Source organism: Paenibacillus sp. FSL R5-192 (genome assembly GCF_000517845.1).
Classification (GTDB): domain Bacteria; phylum Bacillota; class Bacilli; order Paenibacillales; family Paenibacillaceae; genus Paenibacillus; species Paenibacillus amylolyticus.
In genome coordinates this window covers 1,430,671-1,447,598 of the sequence record NZ_ASPR01000014.1, presented here as the reverse complement: position 1 = coordinate 1,447,598, position 16,928 = coordinate 1,430,671, and the positions used below count along the sequence as shown (strand labels likewise).

The window sequence follows — 16,928 nt, the reverse complement described above, 5'->3', positions numbered from 1 at the left end:
AACATTCAAACAAGTAATTGCTAGCGTGTAATCTTAATCAAACTATGTAATTAATATAGGTTCATGTTCAATAGGCATATCCTCCTACTAGTACTATTTTCCTAAGAATGATAACATACCCTATCTAATAAAGAAATATATAACAATCTAAATCAATAGTTTTCCTTCCATATAACATAAAAAAGCCGCTGATCAGCGGCTCTTCAAGTAACTTCGAATACGATATGATTTACAGGCAGGAGTACACGACATTTCGTAAGCGTCGTTGAACGTATGGCTCCTGACTATTCAGCAAATGCTGGGCATACATAACTGTAAGCTCTGAATCCGGATCAATAATAGCCATACAACCAGCAGCGCCGCTCCATCCAAATTCGCCAATTGGACTCAGTGAGCCGCTTCCTGCTTTGGAGATATGTGTGCGAACACCCAATCCATAGCCGTATCCATACATATGATCCCAGGAATAATCACCCCGAGTCATCTCGTTCAGGTGATCCGTTCGCATCAGTTCCACTGAAGCTTGTGACAAAATGCGGACGCCTTCGGGACTCGTACCACGCCCAGTAAGTGCATTCAAGAAAAGTGTATAGTCACTAACGGTTGACAACAATCCTGCACCGCCGCTTTCCAATTCTGTGCCTACCCGGAATCCGTTGCCGTCCAGACGGACAGCCTTCTCAAGCTCATCATTATAAGCATATTGCGGAATCAGGCGTGTCTGCTGCTCATCGTTCAGATTAAACGCTGTATCGTTCATACCAAGTGGTCCGGTGATTTCGTCCCGGAGATACGTACCAAAGCTTTTGCCACTTACCACTTCCACCAAGGCTCCCAGCACATCATGGCACATGCTGTAATTCCAGTGTGTCCCTGGTTCAAACAACAACGGTTCTTTCGCAAGCGCTCTCGCGAAGTCGCGTGTAGGCAATGTTCCGTTGGTGCTTTTTACAGCTTCTTGAATGCTTGGACAACCAACGTCATACGAGAACCCGGCTGTCATGGTGAACAAATCTCGCACTGTAATGGTTCTTGTCGCCTTTTCCAGTCGGATCTCGCCATTCGCCATCGTTTTCTTAACTGTCATCTCAGCGTACTCTGGCAGATAATCGGACAGTGGGTCGCTTAACAGCATTTCACCTTTCTCCACCAGTTGCAGCCCTGCCACGCAGGTCATGATTTTGGTCATGGAGTATAGATTAAAGATCGCTCCATCACCGATGGGCGTTTTCTCTTCCAGATTGGCGTAACCGTTACGATAATGGAAAACGGTATCATTTCGATGCATGACCAGCACCTCTGCCCACGGAATGCGCCAGGATGTCATGCGGTCAATAAATGAAGCAAGCGGTTTAAAATCCATTTTTTCCCGTCCTTCTATGTAAAATCGTTTATCATATTGCGATGTGGTCCATATTCAATCCCACAATCGACATATTAATAATATACGACCTTTTACAACGATTGACCACCACCTATATACTCTACTATGTGCAATTACAATACATATTCTTTGTTCATCACACTGCTCCACACGAATAAACCGATCCATGAAAGGATCGGCTTATGTTGTAACGTTTTAGACTTCGCCGCGTCTGTTCTCAACCGATTTCATACGGTTTTGATCATCTGGTACCCGGTCAACACTGAACTCTTGACCAGCTTCAACCTCACCATGACCAGAAATATTCCGCGAAAAATTAGTGAACTGTCTTTTTTGTTCATCCAGCTCGTGTTTTTGCTTCAAAAGCTCTTGCGGGTCTTGTTTTGTCACTATGCTAACCTCCCATAGAATCATGCTATTTGATCACACTACAGAAGTTTTCCATAAGAGAGCTGGGCTTATGCATGAAGTACAAAGTATTACTATTAAACAAGGTAAACAAAAACGCGCTGGCAAGAGTATTCCTCCTGTCAGCGCGTTTTTGTATGTTAGTGAATATCTTTCTTTTTGAAATTGCCGCCTCTCACTTCAGCTACATCGTATACGACTACAAAAGCAGTTGGGTCAATTTCGTGAATGATATCTTTAATTTTACTCTCTTCCATCCGGTTAATGACACAAGTAATTTCCTTGAATTGCTCATTAGAGTAGCCACCGTAAGCCTCGGTATACGTTGCTCCACGGCCTAAACGGTCCCGAATGGTTTCAACCATAATCTCAGGTTGATTCGTAATAATTTTAAACGTTTTGGAGCCGCTCAAGCCCTCTTCAACAATATGTATTACTTTAGAAGCAATAAAATACGCAAGTCCTGACAAGATCGCGCCTTGCAGACCAAACACGGTAGAAACGACAATAAATACAAACATGTTGAGGAACAGGATAAGATCACTGGTCCCAAAAGGTACTTTTCGCGAAAGGAGTACAGCCAGCATATCTATGCCATCCAAGGCCCCGCCATTACGTAATGCAAGTCCCATACCAAAACCGATGATAATCCCGCCGACAACCGTAACAAGCAAGGTATCACCTTCAATGATGGTTGGTACATGATGCATCAGACTGGTGCTGATTGCAAGTGAAGCAATACCGATGATCGAATATAACGCAAAGCTTTTTCCGATTTGTTTGTACCCGAGCCACACAAATGGAATGTTAATAATCCCGATGAGCATCCCCAGTGGTAATCCGAACAGCTGTGATCCTACGATACTCAGACCTGTGACACCACCATCTGAGACATTATTCGGGATCAATATGGCTTCCAGGCCATATGCCGTTATAAATCCCCCAATGATAATCAATAATACTTTGGAGAGGATCTTTAACTTGTTTGACTTTTGTTTTCTGTTTTGATGCATTGCATTTCCCCCTTGATGAACAACCGATAAAAAACAGTCTATAATAAAAATCACTGTTTTGGCAATAGATCGTCATTTGTGTGTGTTAGTTCATTGTCCGATGAGCGTTCGATACGACGAAATTTTATGCTCAAGCATCTCATCTGCTGTGTTAAGTATGTGCATCTGTTTTTGAATCGACTCTTTATGCTCCTCCAGCAGCTTTAAACGATCCGCCGCCGTATGCTCCCCTTCCTGAAACAAGGACGCATATTTCTTAATGATAGCAATGGGCATTTGAGTCTCTTTTAATTTGATCACAAATTGTAGCCACTTCAGGTGTGACTCGTTGTATCGCCTGTCTCCACTGGCATCTCGGAGAGGAGTTACAATCTGTTCCTTCTCATAATAACGCAACGTATGTGCACTGATATGGAGTAATTCTGCCACTTCACCTATGGTATGCATGGTTAACCTCCCCTCCATTTTCCCGCTTGACTTAGAGTAAGCTCTAATCAGTATAATCAACTCGTGGTCACATCACAATAAAAAATGAAATCAGATCTAGGAGGAATTCCCATGAAATATACAGTGATTACCGGTGCCAGTTCAGGCATTGGATATGAAGCGGCTTTAGCTTTTGCAGCTCGTGGCAAAAATATGATCCTGGCTGCACGCAGAACCGATGAATTGGACAAATTAAAAGCAAGAGTAGCTGAAATCAATCCAGATCTGGATGTTGTCATTCGTACAGTGGATCTGTCTATTGCCGCTAATGTGCATGAATTCTATGAAAGTCTTCAGGCTTATTCCATTGAGACTTGGATCAACAACGCCGGATTCGGGAATTTCGCTTCCGTTGGCGAACAACACCTGCCAAAGATTGAGCAGATGCTTCATCTTAATATAGAAGCTCTTACGATTCTTTCTTCCCTGTATGTACGTGATTATGCAAATGTTGATGGCACACAGATCATTAATATCTCCTCTGGTGGTGGATATACGATTGTAGCCGATGCAGTAACCTACTGCGCAACCAAGTTCTATGTTAGTGCCTTTACGGAAGGACTTGCGCAAGAGTTAAAAGGTAAGAACGCAGCGATGCAGGCCAAGGTGCTCGCTCCGGCTGCAACCGAGACGGAATTTGCGAAACATTCCTTTAATGTAGATGAGTTTGAATATGAAGGCAGGGTTCCCAAGTTCCATACGGCGGAACAAATGGCTGGATTTTTGCTGGAGTTGTATGACAGTGAGAGTGTAGTGGGCATTGTGGATGGGTTAACATATGACTTTGAACTAAGAGAACCGATCTTTCCGTACGCTGCGAGAGCAGCCTCGAAACCACAAAATTAACCCGAAAACTGAAGTCGAAGCTAAGTCGGCTCAATACCAGTAAACATTCATCTAACCTCGATGATAAACATCATTAAATGTAATCGTTAAACATCAGTTAACGTTAAAAAGGGAACCTGTCTCCAGGTTCCCTTCTTTGTATTTATATTCAATGCTTTATATTCAATTCTTAATTGAATGTTTACTATATAATGAAGTAATTATGCCAGCCTCATTTTGAAATCCTGATATCCGAATTCACGGACAACTTCGCAATCGCCGTCTTTTCTTTTGACTGCAATCGCTGGAAGCGGCATGCCGTTGAACGTGTTGGTTTTCACCATGGAGTAAATCGCCATGTCTTCGAATACCAGACGGTCGCCTTCTTGCAAAGGCTGATCGAATGAATAGTCCCCAATTACGTCACCAGACAGACAGGTTTGTCCACCTAAGCGATACAGATGAGCCTTCTCACCGACTTCTCCAGAACCGATCAGCGGGGGGCGATATGGCATTTCCAGCACATCCGGCATATGGCATGTAGCTGAAGTATCCAGAATGGCAATGTCCATACCGTTCTTATGGAAGTCCAGCACAGAAGTCACCAGATAACCCGCATTCAGCGCAACAGCTTCTCCCGGCTCCAGATATACTTCCAGACCATAGTCGTTCTGCATACGCTTGATGCATGCTTCCAGTCTTGGAATATCATAATCTTCACGTGTGATATGGTGCCCACCACCGAAGTTGATCCATTCCATCTGCGGCAACCATTGTCCGAACTTCTCGACAACTGCATTTAGCGTAGTCTCCAGATCGTCGGAGTTTTGCTGACACAGTGTGTGGAAGTGCAGTCCGGAGACGCCTTCCAACAGGTCTGCATCGAAATCCTCCAGTTTCGCGCCAAAACGCGAACCCGGAGAACACGGATCGTAGATCTCGTGTCCTTCTTGGGTAGAGCATTCAGGATTAACGCGCAAGCCGACCTTACGGCCAGCCTGAAGCGCTTTATCCTTGAACTTTGCTAGCTGTGAAAAAGAATTGAAAATAATGTGGTCGCAGATGGAGATAATCTCGTCGATCTCTTCTGCGCGGTATGCCGGAGCAAAGACATGATTCTCTTTGCCCATTTCCTCATGGCCCAGACGCGCTTCATACAAACCGCTCGCCGTTGCACCGCTCAGGTATTCTCCAATCAGCGGATACATCGCAGTCATGGAAAATGCTTTTTGAGCGAGCACGATTTTGGCACCTGTACGCTGCATAACACCGTTCAGGATTTGCAGGTTTTTCTCAATAAGCGCCTCGTCAACAACAAAACATGGTGTCGGTAATTGCTCGAACCGCATTTTAACGAACAAGCTCCGATTCTTTAACTTCTTCTGGCAGCTCATCAACGAGTACCGGGTTGAAGTCTTCTACCCATGGGAGGCCCCATTTGTTCAACTCTTCCATGAATGGATCTGGGTTGAACTCTTCTACATTATATACGCCTGGTTTGTTCCACTTGCCTGTCATGACCATTGCTGCACCGATCATAGCTGGAACGCCTGTTGTGTACGAGATTGCTTGGGAACCCACTTCTTTGTAACACTCTTGGTGATCACAGATATTGTATACATAATATGTTTTGTCTTGACCATCTTTTTTGCCTTTGAAAATACAACCGATGTTTGTTTTACCCACAGTACGTGGTCCAAGGGATGCTGGATCCGGCAGAACTGCTTTCAGGAATTGCAGTGGAATAATTTGTTTACCTTCATATTCAATAGGCTCGATTGAAGTCATGCCTACATTTTCAAGAGCTTTCAAGTGAGTCAGGTAGCTTTGACCAAATGTCATGAAGAAACGGATACGTTTCAGACCTGGCATGTTTTTTGCCAAAGATTCCAATTCCTCATGGTACAACAGGTACATGTCTTTCTCTCCAACTTCTTTGAAGTCGTAGACACGTTTGATTTCCATCGGTTTTGTTTCAATCCATTCACCATTCTCCCAGTATCTTCCGTTCGCAGATACTTCGCGAATGTTGATCTCAGGGTTGAAGTTGGTTGCGAACGGATAGCCATGGTCGCCGCCATTGCAGTCCAGAATGTCGATGTACTCAATTTCGTCAAAGTAGTGCTTCAGGGCATAAGCGGAGAATACGCCAGTCACACCTGGGTCAAATCCACTACCGAGCAATGCAGTGATGCCTGCTTGTTCAAAACGCTCTTTGTAATCCCATTGCCAGCTGTATTCAAACTTCGCTGTATCATGTGGCTCATAGTTCGCTGTGTCCATGTAATTTGTTTTAGTTGCAAGACAAGCATCCATGATTGTCAGATCTTGATACGGCAAAGCAAGGTTCATAACGATATCCGGTTTAACTTCGTTGATCAGAGCGATCAGTTCGTCAACATTGTCAGCATCAACTTGTGCTGTTGTAATTTTTGTTTTTCCGCCGTCCAGCTTGGCTTTGAGTTCATCACATTTGGATTTAGTACGACTCGCGATGCAGATTTCCTCAAAAACTTCGCTGTTTTGAACGCATTTGTGTACTGCCACGGAAGCAACGCCGCCGGCGCCGATGATTAGTGCTTTTCCCATTTTACATTCTCCTATCCCAATATGTATTTTTTTTAATTGGTTTAATACGATGACAACAAGACAACAAAAAAAGCAAGGTGAAAAATGCTCGCAATCGCGCATCATCACACTTGCTTATCGATATACATCATAAAAAAGACGTGAAGTCTCCATGACCAAAAAAGTTCACAAGAACTCCTTTGGCGGAAAGCTCCTTCATGTATATCAATATTGGATCAGAGTCTATATAGCAAATAATTCGCCTTTACCACTCTTATTGACCGTTTCACAAGTTGATGTGCAATTGCACTGGTTGTAAAGTAACCAACTTATAAAATTTGAGCTTTGAACTCAATCAATAAAGCAACGTAAGTTGCCAATCGGCGTTTGACCCGGCTGTCCGTATGGCCTTAACTTCCTGGTGAAGTGGTCAAAATTATCTGCTGGAAAGCTCTAATTCATATTGATAAATTAACTTCCCAAAATCACAGGTCTTACACTATCAGACGTTGAAAAAAAAATCAAGCAATTATCAAAAAATAATTTTTTGTCCGGATAACGACTAGGATTGAAATTGATATCCTTCGAATACTTTTAACCCTTCTGTGTTAAGTAATTCCCTTGTTACTTCAGGCTTTTGAGGACTTTTGTCAAATACTTCTTCACACGCGATCATGATGTTGCCACCAGCAATTTCCGCTAATTGATCATGGGATACGCTATACACCAGCCTTCCCAGATTCGACCAAACCATAGCACCGGAACACATTACACACGGTTCGCAACTTGTATACAGAGTGTACTCGCTCAGGTCAAACACATGATGTTCGGAACAATATTTTCGGATAAGCCCAATTTCTGCATGATGCGTAGGGTCACAAAAAGTGTTGATTTTATTTTCCCCAATCATGACGACCTCTCCGTTTTTCACCAGAATGGCTCCGAATGGTTCGTTTCCTTCTTTGCGAGCTTGCAGAGCAATTTCAATGGCTTTATGCATGAATTGTTCATCTTTATTCATAAGGTTTACCTCCACAACAAAAATTATGTACTCCACTTTATCTTTTGCATTAAGCATGTTCAATCCAGTAACATGTTTCTTGTTCATCCCATTCTATCATCATTACAAATAAAGAGTATGACGAAAATTCGTCATACTCCAATGGGTCGTACTAAGTTTATCTATTAAAATTTCACAGGCAATGCTGCCAATCCCTGTGATGACAAAGCAGAGTGCCAATGAATCTCTTCCTGAGGAATACTGAGCTCAATATCCGGTAGCCGACGTAGAAGCGTAGTAAACGCCACGTCCCCTTCTACACGAGCAAGTGGAGCGCCAAGACACATATGGATGCCGTGTCCAAAGGCCAAATGCCGTTTTATTTTGCGTTCGATATCCAACTCTTCGGGGTCAGTGAACTGCTGCTCGTCCCGATTCGCTGATTTCAGAAGGGGAATCACAACATCTCCCTTTTGAATCAATTGTCCATCCAGCTCCGTGTCCTGCGTTGCATAACGAGGACCTGAGGAAGTGGCAGGTCCGTTATATCGTAGCAACTCCTCCACCGCAGAAGGAACCAGATTCAGATCTTGTTTCAGTTGTTCCAGTTGTTCGGGATGGGTCAGAAGAAGATAAGAACCAGTTGCAATCAGATTGGAAGTTGTCTCATGTCCAGCAAATATTAATAACGTGATCATGGATATTAATTCATCTTCATTCAATCGATCCCCCTCCTCCTCAATCGCAATTAATTGACTGATGAGGTCATATGAAGGTTCTACTCGTTTATTCGCCACAAGCTGTGAGGTGTACTCTGCGAATGATCGCAAGTGCTGCGCTACTGCAGGGTCCTGTTTACCAAAACCAAGACCTTTTGCAATGGCTTCAGACCATACATGGATCTGAGGTCGGTCTTCCTGAGGTATACCCAACATCTCGGAAATAACGTTGATTGGGAAAGGATAGGCATAGTCTTTTACAAGATCCATCTCTCCTTTTCCTTCGAATTGGTCAATCAACTCATCGGCAATTTCCTGGACGCGTGGACGCAGGCTTTCCATATATCTTGGCGTGAACGCTTTGGAAACCAGGCTACGCAGTCTTCGGTGATCCGGTTCATCAACAAAGAGCATCGACTTTCCGGTAAAAAAAGTCTGGGGTTCCGATGAACCAAGCTCACCTGAGAGATTCTTTCGAATATCATTGCCACTATCTACCGTAAATCGAGAGTGATCTTTCAGCACTTCCATGGCGACGTCCATCCGAGTTACAATCCAGGTTTGCCCTGCTCCACCCATTGGATTAGGAATAGGGACAACGGAACCTTTGGCACGCATCTGTGCAAACATGGCAAATGGATCTTTACTATTTTCTTCGCTAAACAAATTAAATTCTACTTTTTCTGATGTCTGGTTATTCGAGTTATTCATATAAATCTTCCTTTCGAAGTGAAGTTATTCGAATCTATGGAAATATATGTTCATTCCGATTATATACTACTCGTATATTTAATTTCAAATATCATAGTTTAAACAACATAAAACAACTGTTATAACAACATTTTATTAATATACTAATAGTATATTAATAAAAACTAGGGGCATAAAAAAGCAAAAAAGAGGTTGGCTTTGAGCCAACCCCCATATTAATTCCGTTGCTTCACCAGTTCCAAGTACCACCAACAGGCTTCGGTCATTCTATTGGCTTCAGATTGGAACGCACTGGATTTGTACTCTTTGTGAAACGCCTGAAGCACCACTTCGATTACAGGAATATTTAAATCCTCTTGATCCTGTAATAGCGCTAAAAGCCCCTTCGAAAGTTGCTTTAATGATGAAGATTCCTTGGATTTTTGAACACGGTTGTTGAACTCATCAAATTCGATCAATACATTATCGATGTCCAGACCTATATCATCGTTACGCTCATCCGCATTCAGGAAATATAGAGACTGAAAGTCGAAAATATGTTCATTTCTCTGGTGCATGGTTCTTAGGATCACTTCAATGTACGTTAGTACTTTTGGAACTACTTCGCTCCATACCGGTTTTTGCGTATTTAGACTTCTTGATGTGTTGGCAATCTGATGTAATATGCCGTAACACAATATTGCCCCTTCGTTGGCATATAAGCTAATGTCGTTCCCGTACACCTGAATCAAGCGTGTGGACAGCCATTTCAGGTGAACTGTAGCCAGTTTGGCTGAGTTGATCTCCCCGGAATAAAAACCCGTCCAATATAATTCCCATACTCGCTCTTTATTAGGTACAGACATAGGAATCGCAATCTGATCTACGAGCAGGTCATAATCCGATGTATAGTGATTTTGTTCAAGCTCTTTACGAATGAAAACATCCTCTTGCATACGCTGATCAATAATCGAATATAAACAGTCTTCTTTGGAACTGAAGAATTTGTAGAATGTGCCTTTGGATACACCTGATTGATCCAGGATCATCTGGATTGTTGTATTTGCATAGCTATGCTCTAAAAATAGCGCAAGTGCTGTTTCCAATAAACTTTGTTTACGACTACTCATGTCTCGTTATCGCCCCAAGTTTTTCTATTGATTTTAACATTCATTCCTCAGGAGTTGAAGCATTGATTCGCAGTATAGATATCATATAAAATAATTGCACAATGAGTAAATTTGCACAATGAGCAACTTGTTTGTTATGATAAACCTCACAAAGTGCATGTTCAGTAAGTGTGCTCTTCTTAAAAAGAATTAAACCATAGTCATTGGTGTTGGAGGTGAACGCATAAGCGGAGAATAATGATTAAAAGAAACTTGCGACATTTGAAGAAAGAAGCCACTGAAAAAGCACTTGCTGGTGCTGCATTTGAACTTACCCTTGAACATGGGCTTGATGGCTTTACGGTCGAAGATATCGTGCATCAGGTGGGTTGTTCACGTAGAACATTTGCAAACTACTTCACATGTAAAGAGGAAGCCGTAGCAAGAGGTGCGATATCCGTTCAGAATACAACGGAACTCGAAGAGTTACTTACCGAAATGCCCGACAACGTCTCCTTGCTTGACGTACTGTATAACCTGATCAAGATGCAACTTACAACAGAACTAATTGGAAGACTTCATCAGCTGCTCTCACTATCCCAGACTTATCCCGTGTTAGAACCGCATTATCTTGGAGCCATGCACCGGATGCAGACACAGGCACAAGATACCTTATTAGACTTATCCAACGGGAAGTATGACGAGATCTATACTTATCTTCTGATCAACGCACTATATGGAACGATACTGCCATTAATTGATGGAAGACTCAATGTGTTGCTGCCCGGACAAATCATGACTGAAGATACCAAGCCCGGTGCTATCACCTTTGATCAATTTTTGGAAACCACATTTAATCATTTGCGGGCAGGATTCGAACATGCCAACCATCCACATTCATCATAGAGGAGTGTAAATTAGAGAAATGTCTACATTATTATACAGAGTGGGGAAAACCGCTTTTAGCAAACCTGCAACCTTCATCATTGGCTGGGTTTTAATTCTGGGAATTGTCATCTCCATGATCAGCATCAATGGTATTCACATCAGTTCTGAAATGAAGATTGAAGGCACAGAGTCACAGAAGGTACTGGATCAATTGGCAAAAGAACTGCCAGCCGCCTCCGGCGGTCAAGGAAGTGTTGTCTTCAAGGCACCCGACAACGAGCGTTTGGATACGCCTGAACGTTTGGCTGCCATGATGAAAGGTGTTAATGAAGTTTACGGATTAGACAAAGTCATTAATCCTGCGGACTATGCAGCTGAAGCGGGTAATTCGGGTGCTTCGGCGGAAATGGCTCAGAACGCTCAGGCTACCGATACGGCACAATCCGGAACAACCACGCCTCCTCCCTATGGACCTTTGATGGTCGATGGTGTTCCTGTACCTGGTATGCTGATCTCTTCGGACGGTAGTATTGCACTGTTCCAGTTCCAATTTACAATCGAGCAGTCTGCCATAACACAGGATGTATTTGATTCCGTTATTCAATCTGTTATGACAGTAGAGCAAGGAACCAACATTACGGTCTTGCCGGGCGAAACGCTCAAAACGGTATCGATTGGGGTTGGCTCGGCTGAGATTGTCGGATTGGTGATTGCTGTCATTGTATTGCTGATCACCCTTGGCTCCGTTGTTGCAGCAGGTCTGCCTCTGATCACTGCACTCCTCGGAGTTGCCATTGGAGTTGGTGGTGCGTTCTCCATCTCCAAATTCATCGAAATGCCTAGTGTTACTTCCGTCCTGGCTCTCATGGTTGGATTGGCTGTTGGAATCGATTATGCTCTCTTCATTGTTAATCGCCAGCGTCGAATGATCATTGATCAAGGCTTGAGCGCAAAAGAAGCCACTGCCAGAGCTATTGGTACATCGGGCAGCGCGGTATTTTTTGCCGGATTAACCGTCATTATTGCACTGTGCGGTATGCTTGTCATCGGTCTCACATTCTTGTCTACGATGGCTTTGGTCGCAGCAGCCACCGTACTCATCAACGTATTTGTTGCTTTAACCCTGTTGCCTGCTTTACTCGGATTGGTAGGAGAACGCATCTGTTCCGCCAAAGCTCGTGAGAAAAGCGCGAAACATCCTAAAGCCACTAGCCGCGGAGTCGCGGACAGATGGGTGAAATTCGTTATCAAAAATCGTTGGGCTACCATTATCGCCATCATCGTCATTCTTGGTTTTGCCGCGACGCCGATTACCAAAATGGAAATGGGTATTCCTGGCGCTTCCTCAGCGAATCTGGATACAACTGCAAGACAAAGTTATGATGCCATCTCCGAAGGCTTCGGGGAAGGATTTAACGGACCACTTATTCTGGTTGCAGAGCCTAATCAGTCTTCCGTAAAAGTTACACCGGAACTCTTGGGTGGTCTGGTGATGGAACTTCAAGGTCAGAATAACGTTGCACAAGTCACACCGCTTGGTATGACAGAAGATTTAGCTATTTTCAGTCTCATTCCAAAAACGGGTCCTAACGATAATCTCACCAAAACACTGGTCACTGATCTACGCGCGGCTAATTCCAGCATCGCACATACCTATGATGTGAAACTTGGAGTTACTGGACTCACAGCTGTTAACATCGATATGTCAGCCAAACTGGCGCAGGTATTCCCTATTTATGTAGGCATCATAATCCTGCTGTCGCTGATCATCCTGTTACTCGTATTCCGTTCGATCATCGTTCCCATCAAAGCAACAATTGGCTTCCTGCTTAGTATCCTGGCTACATTCGGGATCACAACTGCTGTATTCCAATGGGGCTGGCTGCATTCGCTCTTTGGTTTCGATACAGGCGGCCCGCTGCTGAGCTTTATGCCGATCATCGTGACAGGTATCCTGTATGGCCTGGCGATGGACTATCAAGTCTTCCTGGTTAGTTCCATGCGGGAATCCTATGTGCATGGTCATCGCGGAACTGAATCCGTCGTGCATGGGTACAATCAGGTAAGTCGCGTAGTTGTTGCCGCAGCAGTAATTATGGTCTCTGTATTTGCAGGATTTATATTCACTGATGATGTTATGATCAAACAGATTGGTTTCACTTTGGCGGTAGGCATTCTGATTGATGCTTTCATTATCCGAATGGGCTTGGTCCCAGCCATCATGGCTATTTTTGGAGACAAGGCTTGGGCACTTCCAAAATGGCTGGATCGCATTCTGCCAAACTTGGATGTTGAAGGCGAGAAGCTGATTGCTTCCCTGAATGCTGAAGAGCATACCAACACGAAGTCTGGATTAAAATAATCATTCCACTACAATCGTAATGGTAATACCACGTTTACTCATCACGACTACATTCACCAATACAAAGACCTCCTCTGTTTTTATAAACAGGAGGTCTTTTTTTCTACTCCAAATTTATGCGGTGATGTCTTCAATATGGATATTATATCGTGCGGATTGAGAAGCATTAACAAACGCTGCAAATAACTTTTGACTATAGTCATCTACTTTATAGCTGTACTCTGGATGCCATTGCACAGCCAAAACAAATGAACGGTTCGGCATGACCACGGATTCGATGAGTCCATCTTCAGCGACAGCCACGGCAGTTAACTTATCCGACAACACCTTGATTCCCTGATGGTGATAGCTGTTCACTTTTATCGTATCTGTTTGCAAGATATCATGAAGCAAATTATTTTGCTCTATATGTACATCATGTACTAGTTTCGTATACGGCGGGCTTTGCTTATGATTAACGATCTTGTTCCCATGAAGTTGAAGGCTAGTGGGAATATCTTGATATAAAGTTCCACCCAACATAACGTTAAATAGCTGCAGTCCACGGCATATGCCAAAGGCAGGTTTATCAAGCTCAATTACCTTTTGTAATAATATTGACTCCATCATATCGCGTTCAATACACAACTCTCCACAGGCAACCTCTGCATGCTCATGATACAGCTCAGGATTGAGATCATGTCCCCCGGTGAACAGGAACCCATCGAACTCATCAGCCAGCGTTGCTATGATCTCGGTATCCGTTGTCAAAGGCAGCATAATTGGAATCCCACCTGCTCCTTCTATCGCGTTCATATATTCTGGAAGCATCCAGTAACTTTTTTTGTCTGTATCATATAAAGGCAGTACACCGATCATCGGCTTTTTCATGGGTTCCCCTCCTATCTTTTCATTCATTTTATCAGATCTCTTCCTATACAAATTCACTGAATTATTGCATTATCCTACCTCTATCATCTACGAACCCGTTTCATCCGGAATGCTGGAAAACTAAAAAACAAACAAAGCCGCTATAACAGCGACTCTGTTTGTACTTACAAATCCCATGGATATGGATTCATCTGATTAGTTTAAACCTCATCTCATCTAGGCGGCTTTTACTGTGGTTGCTTCGTCTGAATTCACTTGGATGGAACGCTGGCATATCAGGGTAACGACAAAAGCCAGCAAGGCAAGCATCACAGCAACTGGCGGCACCCACTGGACACCACCCATATTAACGGCGATTCCCCCAACGCCGGAGCCTAACGCTATACCCACGTTCGCTGCCACAGGCAGGAGTGTAGATGCAAATGCTTTGGACCCCGGCGCGATCGATCCTGACACATCAAACAAATATAGCTGGGATGCCGCGCTCATGGAGGATGACAGACATCCAATCAGGAACAGGAATGCCAAGCCCATCCACACATTAGAAACGGTAAAACTCATGCCTAGGAAGAGGATGGCTTGAATTACAAAAAGCCGCTTGAGCTTGGGCAGGAAGTCACCCTTCGCTATTTTGGCACCAATCCAGTTACTCAGGATGCTGCAGGCACCATAGATCAGAAGTATGGCACTTATCCATTGAACAGGCACACCCATTGTCTCACTTAGGAGTGGTGTAATGTATGTAAAAATCACGAAAATACAACTGTTTCCCAGTACAGGGATCAGACAGGCAAGCAATATGCGCGGCTTCACAAAGAGAGACATCTGATCTCTGAACGAACCGACAATCGTGGTTGTTTGGCGTGGCAGAATACGGAACATGAACATCAACGGTACAACACCTATACACGCCGTAACAACAAACGTCATGGACCAGCTCAGATGTTGTCCGATAAATGTACCGAGCGGAACACCTAACACATTAGCGATTGAAAATCCGCCCAAAATCCAGGCGATAGCTTCCCCTCTTCGCTCCCGGTTCACTGCATCACTTACGATTGAGATCGAAAGTGATATCGTCAGTCCACAAGCAACGGCCGACACGATGCGAATGGCCATCAGAGAAGAGAACGTTGTTGAGAACACGGTCAATAGATTTAATGCTAACACGATTGCAAATCCAATCAATATGGAACTTCTTCTGGATATTTTGGCCAAGAAGGCCACGGCAAATGGTGTACCCACTGCGTATGCAATCGCAAAACCGGAGACAAGCATACCCGCGGCAGCAAGTGATACTTTCATGTAACTTTCAATTTCCTTCAACACACCCACGATGACATACTCGGTTGTTCCCAGTACAAAACTAACGAGCGTAAGCGTTAAAATAAGTAGCTTCTCTCTATTTCTAGTCATAAATCAATACTCACTAATCCTTTCTATTGTTGCAAGCGCTTCAATTCTGTCTACGATCATTAATTCATGTATTTTCTGCTTTCCCATCCCTTCACTTTCGATATATAGTACATTTTGGATAGTGAAATTGTACTGTCAGATATACCATGGCGACAATCAAGGTTGTTGTGGTTTTATTGCAAAACATTATATATGTTGTCATTTCAACACAGACTTTCAATACAGATTCTGAAGGGAAGACATAGATGAATACACACCACGAATCCGGCCAACTGCATGCAAATCGAGATTGCACCATTATTTATGTAGGGAAACTGGCCGACAATCCCCATTGGAGTTTTCCGACGCATAAACATGACGATCTGCATGAGATTATCTACGTAACTGAAGGCAAAGGATTGTTCACCATTGACGGTACCAAACACTGGGCTCAAAAAGGTGACATGCTCATTTATAATAAGGGGACTCTTCATGAGGAGAAGTCCAATCCTGAATTCCCGTTATCCACCTTTTATTGCGGCTTTCGTTTTACAGAAGACACCCACACCCTTGAGGATTGGGTCATCCCTCCCTCTAACAAACCGATCATTCGAGCAAACCGTTATTCCGATGAGCTCCATTCGTTAATGCAGACTCTCTTCAATGAATTTTCAATCCGGGAACATGGTTATGAATCTATCTCTGGGCATGTCCTGAAAGCCATACTTCTGATCATTGATCGTCAGTCCCGTCAACAGCTTCCTAGTGGGGAGACTATTGGGAGTAATAACCTTGCTGAGAGCATTAAAGACTATTTGGATACCCACTATCGGCAAAACATTAAACTCAAAGAATTGGCAGATCAATTTCATATCGATTTTTATTACTTAATTCATATGTACAAAAATCACTATGGCACTTCTCCCTATCATTACCTCATTCAACGAAGAATGGGTGAATCCACCCGATTATTAGTTTCAACTAACAAAAAAGTATGGGAAATTGCCAAACTGGTCGGTTACGATAACCCCAATTACTTTACGATTCTATTTACCAAATCGGTTGGTGAATCTCCACGGAGTTTCCGAAAAAAGAATCAAAAGGATATGTTCGGGGATGAGGTGTCACATTCTTACTAATTTCACTAATCTCTCTAAGCGCAGAAAGGCGCTCCATTTAGGGAGCGCCTCTTAGGCCTTGCATATCTCTTA

At 43.4% G+C, this 16,928-nt stretch carries 15 protein-coding genes; 4 read left to right on the top strand and 11 right to left on the bottom strand.

Going from position 1 to position 16,928, the window contains the following annotated elements; all coding sequences use genetic code 11:
- Nucleotides 1–229: 229 nt before the first annotated feature.
- From C161_RS14705 to C161_RS14690, 4 genes are all read right to left on the bottom strand, one after another.
- Complete coding sequence (locus C161_RS14705) at nucleotides 230–1,363, bottom strand: serine hydrolase domain-containing protein (RefSeq protein WP_036670903.1); 1,134 nt, start codon at nucleotides 1,361–1,363, stop codon at nucleotides 230–232.
- Between the two features lie 216 nt (nucleotides 1,364–1,579).
- A complete protein-coding gene (locus C161_RS14700) occupies nucleotides 1,580–1,774 on the bottom strand; it encodes a hypothetical protein (protein WP_017688524.1) in 195 nt (64 codons plus the stop codon).
- Between the two features lie 158 nt (nucleotides 1,775–1,932).
- Nucleotides 1,933–2,805, bottom strand: coding sequence for a YitT family protein (locus C161_RS14695; RefSeq protein ID WP_036670902.1), 873 nt, complete (start codon nucleotides 2,803–2,805; stop codon nucleotides 1,933–1,935).
- Between the two features lie 90 nt (nucleotides 2,806–2,895).
- Nucleotides 2,896–3,252: a MerR family transcriptional regulator gene (locus C161_RS14690; RefSeq protein WP_036670900.1), complete on the bottom strand. Its 357-nt coding sequence runs from the start codon at nucleotides 3,250–3,252 to the stop codon at nucleotides 2,896–2,898.
- A 111-nt stretch (nucleotides 3,253–3,363) separates the two neighbouring features.
- On the opposite strand from C161_RS14690, the gene C161_RS14685 reads away from it, so the two are divergent.
- On the top strand, nucleotides 3,364–4,137 hold the full coding sequence (locus C161_RS14685; protein WP_036670898.1) for an SDR family NAD(P)-dependent oxidoreductase: 774 nt from the start codon (nucleotides 3,364–3,366) through the stop codon (nucleotides 4,135–4,137).
- Between the two features lie 200 nt (nucleotides 4,138–4,337).
- Here the strand turns inward: C161_RS14685 and nspC are convergent, their stop codons facing one another.
- From nspC to C161_RS14660, 5 genes are all read right to left on the bottom strand, one after another.
- The gene (gene nspC, locus C161_RS14680; RefSeq protein ID WP_036670896.1) at nucleotides 4,338–5,465 is read right to left on the bottom strand and encodes a carboxynorspermidine decarboxylase; all 1,128 of its coding nucleotides are present in this window, start codon (nucleotides 5,463–5,465) and stop codon (nucleotides 4,338–4,340) included.
- A gap of 1 nt (nucleotide 5,466) precedes the next feature.
- On the bottom strand, nucleotides 5,467–6,705 hold the full coding sequence (locus tag C161_RS14675; RefSeq protein ID WP_017688530.1) for a saccharopine dehydrogenase family protein: 1,239 nt from the start codon (nucleotides 6,703–6,705) through the stop codon (nucleotides 5,467–5,469).
- 541 nt (nucleotides 6,706–7,246) lie between these two features.
- Nucleotides 7,247–7,705 (bottom strand): nucleoside deaminase, encoded by a 459-nt coding sequence (locus C161_RS14670; RefSeq protein ID WP_036671094.1) that lies wholly within the window; start codon nucleotides 7,703–7,705, stop codon nucleotides 7,247–7,249.
- 164 nt (nucleotides 7,706–7,869) lie between these two features.
- On the bottom strand, nucleotides 7,870–9,114 hold the full coding sequence (locus C161_RS14665; protein ID WP_036670894.1) for a cytochrome P450 family protein: 1,245 nt from the start codon (nucleotides 9,112–9,114) through the stop codon (nucleotides 7,870–7,872).
- Between the two features lie 215 nt (nucleotides 9,115–9,329).
- Nucleotides 9,330–10,223, bottom strand: coding sequence for a TetR/AcrR family transcriptional regulator (locus C161_RS14660; RefSeq protein ID WP_036670892.1), 894 nt, complete (start codon nucleotides 10,221–10,223; stop codon nucleotides 9,330–9,332).
- Nucleotides 10,224–10,460: 237 nt separating this feature from the next.
- Here C161_RS14660 and C161_RS14655 point away from each other — a divergent pair, with 237 nt between their 5' ends.
- Nucleotides 10,461–11,108, top strand: a complete 648-nt coding sequence (locus tag C161_RS14655) for a TetR/AcrR family transcriptional regulator (RefSeq protein ID WP_036670891.1) — start codon at nucleotides 10,461–10,463, stop codon at nucleotides 11,106–11,108.
- A gap of 19 nt (nucleotides 11,109–11,127) precedes the next feature.
- Nucleotides 11,128–13,452 (top strand): MMPL family transporter, encoded by a 2,325-nt coding sequence (locus tag C161_RS14650; RefSeq protein WP_036670890.1) that lies wholly within the window; start codon nucleotides 11,128–11,130, stop codon nucleotides 13,450–13,452.
- 114 nt (nucleotides 13,453–13,566) lie between these two features.
- Here the strand turns inward: C161_RS14650 and C161_RS14645 are convergent, their stop codons facing one another.
- The gene (locus tag C161_RS14645; protein WP_051449732.1) at nucleotides 13,567–14,322 is read right to left on the bottom strand and encodes a gamma-glutamyl-gamma-aminobutyrate hydrolase family protein; all 756 of its coding nucleotides are present in this window, start codon (nucleotides 14,320–14,322) and stop codon (nucleotides 13,567–13,569) included.
- A 216-nt stretch (nucleotides 14,323–14,538) separates the two neighbouring features.
- Complete coding sequence (locus C161_RS14640) at nucleotides 14,539–15,738, bottom strand: MFS transporter (protein WP_036670889.1); 1,200 nt, start codon at nucleotides 15,736–15,738, stop codon at nucleotides 14,539–14,541.
- Nucleotides 15,739–15,983: 245 nt separating this feature from the next.
- Between C161_RS14640 and C161_RS14635 the strand changes: the two genes are divergently transcribed.
- The gene (locus C161_RS14635; RefSeq protein ID WP_036670888.1) at nucleotides 15,984–16,856 is read left to right on the top strand and encodes an AraC family transcriptional regulator; all 873 of its coding nucleotides are present in this window, start codon (nucleotides 15,984–15,986) and stop codon (nucleotides 16,854–16,856) included.
- Nucleotides 16,857–16,928 lie beyond the last annotated feature (72 nt).

What these genes read in the sequence shown, in the direction of transcription:
- C161_RS14705 (WP_036670903.1), bottom strand. Translation starts at nt 1,363, where the DNA reads ATGGATTTTAAACCGCTTGCTTCATTTATTGACCGCATGACATCCTGG.
- C161_RS14695 (WP_036670902.1), bottom strand. Translation starts at nt 2,805, where the DNA reads ATGCATCAAAACAGAAAACAAAAGTCAAACAAGTTAAAGATCCTCTCC.
- C161_RS14690 (WP_036670900.1), bottom strand. Translation starts at nt 3,252, where the DNA reads ATGCATACCATAGGTGAAGTGGCAGAATTACTCCATATCAGTGCACAT.
- C161_RS14685 (WP_036670898.1), top strand. Translation starts at nt 3,364, where the DNA reads ATGAAATATACAGTGATTACCGGTGCCAGTTCAGGCATTGGATATGAA.
- nspC (WP_036670896.1), bottom strand. Translation starts at nt 5,465, where the DNA reads ATGCGGTTCGAGCAATTACCGACACCATGTTTTGTTGTTGACGAGGCG.
- C161_RS14675 (WP_017688530.1), bottom strand. Translation starts at nt 6,705, where the DNA reads ATGGGAAAAGCACTAATCATCGGCGCCGGCGGCGTTGCTTCCGTGGCA.
- C161_RS14670 (WP_036671094.1), bottom strand. Translation starts at nt 7,705, where the DNA reads ATGAATAAAGATGAACAATTCATGCATAAAGCCATTGAAATTGCTCTG.
- C161_RS14665 (WP_036670894.1), bottom strand. Translation starts at nt 9,114, where the DNA reads ATGAATAACTCGAATAACCAGACATCAGAAAAAGTAGAATTTAATTTG.
- C161_RS14660 (WP_036670892.1), bottom strand. Translation starts at nt 10,223, where the DNA reads ATGAGTAGTCGTAAACAAAGTTTATTGGAAACAGCACTTGCGCTATTT.
- C161_RS14655 (WP_036670891.1), top strand. Translation starts at nt 10,461, where the DNA reads ATGATTAAAAGAAACTTGCGACATTTGAAGAAAGAAGCCACTGAAAAA.
- C161_RS14650 (WP_036670890.1), top strand. Translation starts at nt 11,128, where the DNA reads ATGTCTACATTATTATACAGAGTGGGGAAAACCGCTTTTAGCAAACCT.
- C161_RS14645 (WP_051449732.1), bottom strand. Translation starts at nt 14,322, where the DNA reads ATGAAAAAGCCGATGATCGGTGTACTGCCTTTATATGATACAGACAAA.
- C161_RS14640 (WP_036670889.1), bottom strand. Translation starts at nt 15,738, where the DNA reads ATGACTAGAAATAGAGAGAAGCTACTTATTTTAACGCTTACGCTCGTT.
- C161_RS14635 (WP_036670888.1), top strand. Translation starts at nt 15,984, where the DNA reads ATGAATACACACCACGAATCCGGCCAACTGCATGCAAATCGAGATTGC.